The 5,761-nt window shown below is 67.6% G+C and carries 4 protein-coding genes; all 4 read right to left on the reverse strand.

Features of this window, described 5'->3' with window-relative positions:
* Positions 1-3,090: tetratricopeptide repeat protein (locus VD972_RS45320; protein ID WP_324996378.1), on the reverse strand; the 3,090-nt coding region annotated here is incomplete at its 3' end.
* A gap of 933 nt (positions 3,091-4,023) precedes the next feature.
* Positions 4,024-4,686 (reverse strand): dTMP kinase, encoded by a 663-nt coding sequence (gene tmk / locus VD972_RS45325; protein WP_324996380.1) that lies wholly within the window; start codon positions 4,684-4,686, stop codon positions 4,024-4,026.
* Positions 4,683-5,024 (reverse strand): hypothetical protein, encoded by a 342-nt coding sequence (locus VD972_RS45330; RefSeq protein ID WP_324996382.1) that lies wholly within the window; start codon positions 5,022-5,024, stop codon positions 4,683-4,685. The genes tmk and VD972_RS45330 overlap by 4 nt, the downstream gene beginning before the upstream one ends.
* Before the next feature lie 64 nt (positions 5,025-5,088).
* On the reverse strand, positions 5,089-5,761 hold a 673-nt coding region (locus VD972_RS45335; RefSeq protein ID WP_324996385.1), incomplete at its 5' end, for a pyridoxal-phosphate dependent enzyme.

The following is a 5,761-nucleotide window of genomic DNA, read 5'->3' on the forward strand; positions in this document are numbered from 1 at the left end:
CACCAGTCCCGAGCGCAGCAGCGGATCTGGCGAGCGATGGGAGGGATCCGCGTCGGCGAGCGCACCGAAGTGTCCGACGGCTCGAGAGCCCGCGGGCGCGTCGGCGTCCTCGAGGAAGAAGCCGTGGGTGGCGATGTGCAGGATGCCGGGCGCTTCCAGCCGGAGCAGCCGCTCCTTAGTGGCGCTCGAGCCGAGAAAGAGCTGGGCTTGAGGGATGAGACGCTGGAGTGCCTCGGCCTCCTGACGGGTGCCGGGCAGCGGGACCCAGGGCTGCGCAGTCAGGTCGGCGCGCAGTGTCGAGAAGAAGCGCTCGAGGGCGTACGAGCGCTCGGTCTGCCCTGACGTCCCACTCGGGGAGGAGGGTGGAGCGGCAGGGGAGCCGTCGAAGTCCGGATCGGCGAGGACGATGACCGAGCGCCCCGGTGGGATGTCCTCGGGGCGAGGCAGGAGATCCTTGCCGGAGGTGAGATAGGTGAAGTCGTACGCATCGACGAGGTGTCTGCGTCCATCGTGGAGTGCGGCGAAGGGGACCAGGCCGAGCTGGCCGTCGGGCGCGAGAAAGATCCGTCGCACGTTGCCGAGCAGCGGCAGCAGGGGCTTGAAGGCGCGTGAGAAGAGCGCCTGAGCGGCGCCCTGATAGGCTGCGTCGCGGCGGGCGAGGGCGTCGCGGAGGCGCGAGGCGGCCAAGTCGATGGGCGCGGAGGGGCCAAGGTCAAGGGCGCGGGTGTGTCCATCGGGGAAGAGCACGAGTGCCAGATAGCGCAACTGGTTCGGGAGCTTCGATGGCGGCGGGTCGGGCTTGGGCACAAGCGGGCGGTCCACGTAGGTGATGAACTCGACGAGGGCACCGTCCTTGGGCAAGGCCGCGGCGACCCGGTCGACAATCTCCGAGGGAGACGGCAGCGCGGCCAGCGCTCGCAGGGGTGCCGAGCGCCCGGCCAGATCGGCTTCGAGGGCAGAACTCTGCTCGGAGAGCTCTTCGAGGCGCTGTTGGTTGGCTGTCAGTGGAAGCGAGCCGGGGCCTTCTTGGAATGACAGCTTGGCCAGCTGGGTGCGCAGCCCAACCAACCGCTCGAAGGTGTCGCGATCCTGCGCGCCCAGGCTCCGGTAGACGGTACGGGAGATGTGGGAGCTCTCCTCAACGGAGCGGCCTTTGAGGAGGAGTGCGGCGGCGAGGGCCAGGCGTCTCACGTTGGCGTTGTCTGGATGGGCGCGCAGCAGCGCATAGAGTCGTTCCTCGTCGGTGCGCAGAAATTGGAGGAAGCTGGCCAGGCGCGCCTCGGAGAAGCCGAGCGCCTCCTGGCGCAGGCGCTGCTCGGACATGACGAAGGCGCGCGTGAACAACGGCAGGGCCTCGGCGAGGCGATGCTGGGCCAGATGGACCACGGCGAGGTTGTTGAGCGTTCCAGCGACGCTGGGATGATTCTTGCCGTGAGTCGCTTCCCGAATGGCGAGCGCGCGCTCGTAGAGCGGCCCTGCACGAGCGTACAACCCCTGGGCCAGGTAGACGTCGGCGAGGTTGTTGAGCGAGTCGCCGACATCGGGATGGTTCTTGCCGAAGGCCGCTTCAAAAATAGACAGCGCGCGCTGCTGGAGCGGCTCGGCGCGGCGATACGACCCCTGGGCCACGTAGAGTTTGACGAGGTTGTTGAGCGAATAGGCGACGAAGGGATGGTTCTTGCCGAAGGCCGCTGCATCAATGGCCATCGCGCGCTCGTAGAGCGGCTCAGCACGAGCGTACACCCCCTGGGCCGAGTAGACGTCGGCGAGGTTGATGAGCGAATAGGCGACGTAGGAATGGTTCTCGCCGTAGGCCGCTTCAAAAAGGGCCAGCGTGCGCTCGTGGAGTGGCCTGGCACGAGCGTACAACCCCTGGGCCACGTAGAGGTTGGCGAGGTGGCTGAGCGAGGTGGCGACGTCGAGATGGTTCTTGCCGTGGGCCGCTTCCCGAACGGCCAGCGCGCGCTCGTAGAGCGGCTCGGCTCGGCCGTACAACCCTTGCTCCATGTAGAGGCCGGCGAGGCTGTTGAGCGATTGGGCTACGAGGAGATGGCTCTTGCCGAGGGCCGCTTCCTGAACGGCCAGCGCGCGCTCGTAGAGCGGCTCGGCTCGGCCGTACAACCCTTGCTCCATGTAGAGGCCGGCGAGGTTGTGGAGCGCGTCGGCGACGTCGGGAGGGTCCTTGTCGAGGACCGCTTTCAGAATGGCCAGAGCGCGCTCGAAGAGCGGCCCTGCACGAGTGTACAACCCCTGGGCCTGGTAGAGTTTGGAGAGGTTGTAGAGCGGCTCGGCGACGAGGGGATGGTTCTCGCCGAGGGCCGCTTCCTGAAGGGCAATCGCACGCCCGTAGAGCGACTCGGCTCGGCTGTACACCCCCTGGTCGAAGTAGAGGTGGGCGAGTTTGATGAGCGTTTGAGTGACATCCGGATGGTTTTTGCCGAGAGCTGCTTCCCGAATGGCCAGCGCGCGCACATAGAGCGGCTCGGCACGAGCGTGTAACCTCTGGGCCAGGTAGAGGTTGGCGAGGTTGTGGAGCGAGTCGGCGACATCCGGATGATTCTTGTCGAAGGCCGCTTCCCGAATGGCCAGCGCGCGCTCGTGGATCGACTCAGCACGAGCGTACACTCCCTGGGCCGAGTAGAGGTTGGCGAGGTTGTTGAGCGTTTGAGCGACATCCGGGTGGTTCTTGCCGAGGGCGGCTTCCCGAATGGCCAGCGCGCGCTGAAGGAGCGGTTCGGCCCGGGCAGCGTTCCCCTGAAGCAGGTGATGAAGACCGAGCATGTCCAGACTCCTGGCGACGTCTGGATGTGTGCCCCCGAGCACTGCCTCCCGCAGCGCCAGTGCATGCTCGCCCCTCGCAATGGCAGCAGCGTGCTTGCCCGCGTCCCAGAACGTGTTCGCCTCGTCGAAGGCCGTCTGCGCCTCCTGCTGCCGCGCATCCGGTGGCTCCTCCCCGTCCGCGGTTCCTGCTGCACAGCAAAGAACCACCACCGTCATCCACCCGCGAACCTGTCGCATGCCAACCTCCGGATACCTGTCGCGTTTCGAGGCTTCGTGCCCGTTTAGAACTCGCCACGAGAAGGTGTCCATGTAGGGTGCTGCAGAACCAGAACTTTTCGCGGGTGCTGGGGTCCTTGTGCAGATTGCAGATCTCATCGGGGCCACAGCCCCCGCGACCTTTGGGTCGCATACCCGGCCGCAGTATCCGAAGAAACAGACGGAGCCTGCCTGGCATGGCCTCTTCTGGTCGTCGCACGGCACCAAGCACTCCATCGTGACTCTGTCGCCTTCACCTGGGGTGTAGCCGATCCGGCACTCCTGGCCCTGCGGGCACGGCGCCCGCTGACAGTTCGCCCCCACAACCCGTACGCACGCCGCCAAAGCACCTTCCAAGTGGATGCACTCTTGCCCCTGCCGACACTGCCCTTCTTCACAGGCAGGCAGGAAGCGCTCTCGGACCCCTCTCTGCAAACGAACCCAGGGGGGCACTCCATGGGCTCGCCGGGTTTGCATGACCGACCGCAGTAACCCATGTTGCAGAGCAGGCCCGGCGCACACGCTTGTTCCTGCTTCCTAGGAAGGCGTACACACCCCTGCCCTTCCTGTCTCGTTCCCGTGGCAACGCATAGGCGAACCAGAGGGCCATCATCTTGAGTCTTGACTGCCTGGCATACCTGCCCATCAGGGCACTGCAGGTCGATCTCGCACTCGCTGCCGACGCAGACGCTCAGGTTGAAGCGCCTGAGATCCTGAAGGCACCCCAAGGGGTCTTAGCAGTCGCTGCTCCCCTCGCACGTGTGGTCGAAGGTCAGCAGTTTGCGGCGCGCTTCCAGCGAGAGCATGGGACTGAAGCGCCTGTCCCGATCTTCTCCTGACGAGAAACCACCGGGGAAGAGAGCGCTCAGCAAGAGCATGAGAGGCAGCGGCAGCAGGAGCGCAACCGCTCCTGCCAGTAATACCTCCCGCCTCACTCGCATATGAGTCGGCACGTCCCGTCAGCGAGCCGATGCTCGCAGTCCTTCCTCAACGTGCGCGCTTGCGTACGAGCACCGCGCGGATCTCCGCCAGCGCCGCTTCCGTAACCGCCTCCACGCTCTGCTCACCGTCGATCCGGATGATCGTCTCCTGCGGCTCGCGTCGGCGAATAGCCTCCTCGTACTGGCGGGCAATCTTCCGCTGGAGCGCGTCTTCCTCGAAGAGCTCCTTCGCCCCACCCCGCGCCGCCCGCCGCTGCGCCGCTACCGACGGCGACACATGCACGAACAGCGTCAGATCCGGTGGCACCGCGTACGCGTTCGCCGCCTCCACCCACGCCATGGACAGGCTCGCCCCCTGGTACGCCAGCGAGGACAGCACGTACCGATCGCTGATGACGATCTGCCCCGCCTCCAGCGCCGGCAACACCCGGGCCTTCAAGTGGTCCGTCCGATCCGCCGCGTACAGCAACGCCAGCGTCTCCTGCGCCAGCGGCCCCGCGCCTCCCGGCATCACCAGCCGCCCCGTGAGCGCCTGGCGGATCAGCGTCCCGATCGGCCCGTCCGAGGGCTCCCGAGTCGTCAGCACCGAGTGGCCCTCCGCCCGCAGCGCCGCGGCCAGGCGCTCGGCCTGCGTGGTCGTCCCCGCCCCGTCCAGCCCCTCCAGGACGAAGAACCGCCCGCGCCCGGCCTTCCGACGGGGCGCGCTCACCGCGGCAGCAGCTTCGAAGGGTTGTCCAACTGCAGCCGGCGCCGCAGCTCCAGCAGATCGCCGTACCGCTTCAGCTCTCCGGCCAGCTCCCGGCGCCCCTTGAGGTAGCGCACCAGGCTGTAGCTCGCCAGCCCTAGCGCCACCGCCGCGACTGCAAAGCCCAGGTAGGGCACCTTCGCGGACTCCCAGAACAGCTTGGCCGCCGCGCCCGCGAGGATCAGCGCAACGAGCAGGGACACGCCCGTATGGGCGAAGTGCAGGATGCTCTGGCGCGTGGCCAGGCTCGCCTGAAGACGCTCGTGCTGAGAGCGCAACTCATCGGGGGTTTCGGCGTTCACGGGGCCGGGGACATAGCGCAGCCACGGCCCGCCGTCGAGCCACCAGCGCCTCCCCGCCCCACCCTCACCCCAGCGACGCCAGGGCCTCCCGCACCGCCCCCAGCTCCGCCGGCAGCTCCAGCGGTGGATTGGCCCGCCGGCTCTCCACGTCCGCCAGCGTGCCCCGGTGGTACCCCACCTTGAAGTCCGCGAACTTCAGCCCGTGCGCCGTCGACACCACCGCCACCCGCGACCCTGGGGCAATCACCCGTTGGGCAACCAACTTCTCCACCGCCGCCAGCGCCACGCCCGTGTGCGGACAGGTGAAGGTGCCCTCGCGATCGGCCCGCGCCGCCGCATTCGCCAGCTCGGACTCCGTCGCCTCCTCCACCACCCCGTCGAACGCCTGCAGCGTCCGCACCGCCCGCCGGAACGACACGGGGTTGCCGATCTGGATCGCCGAGGCCAGCGTGCGCTCGGCCTTCATGGGCACCAGCTCCTGGAAGCCCCCGCGGAAGGCTCGGAACAGCGGATTGGCCCGCTGCGCCTGCGCGACGGCGATTCGCGGCAGCCGGGAGATCAGCCCCATCGCCTTCATCATCTGGAAGCCCTTGCCCAGCGCGCTCGCGTTGCCCAGGTTGCCGCCGGGGATCACCACCCAGTCCGGCGGCTCCCACTCCATGTCCTGGCACAGCTCGATCGCCACCACCTTCTGCCCCTCGATGCGCAGCGAGTTCATCGAGTTGGCCAGGTACAGC

Origin of the sequence: Hyalangium sp. (assembly GCF_035629615.1) — a bacterium.
In the GTDB taxonomy this organism is placed as follows: Bacteria; Myxococcota; Myxococcia; order Myxococcales; family Myxococcaceae; genus Hyalangium.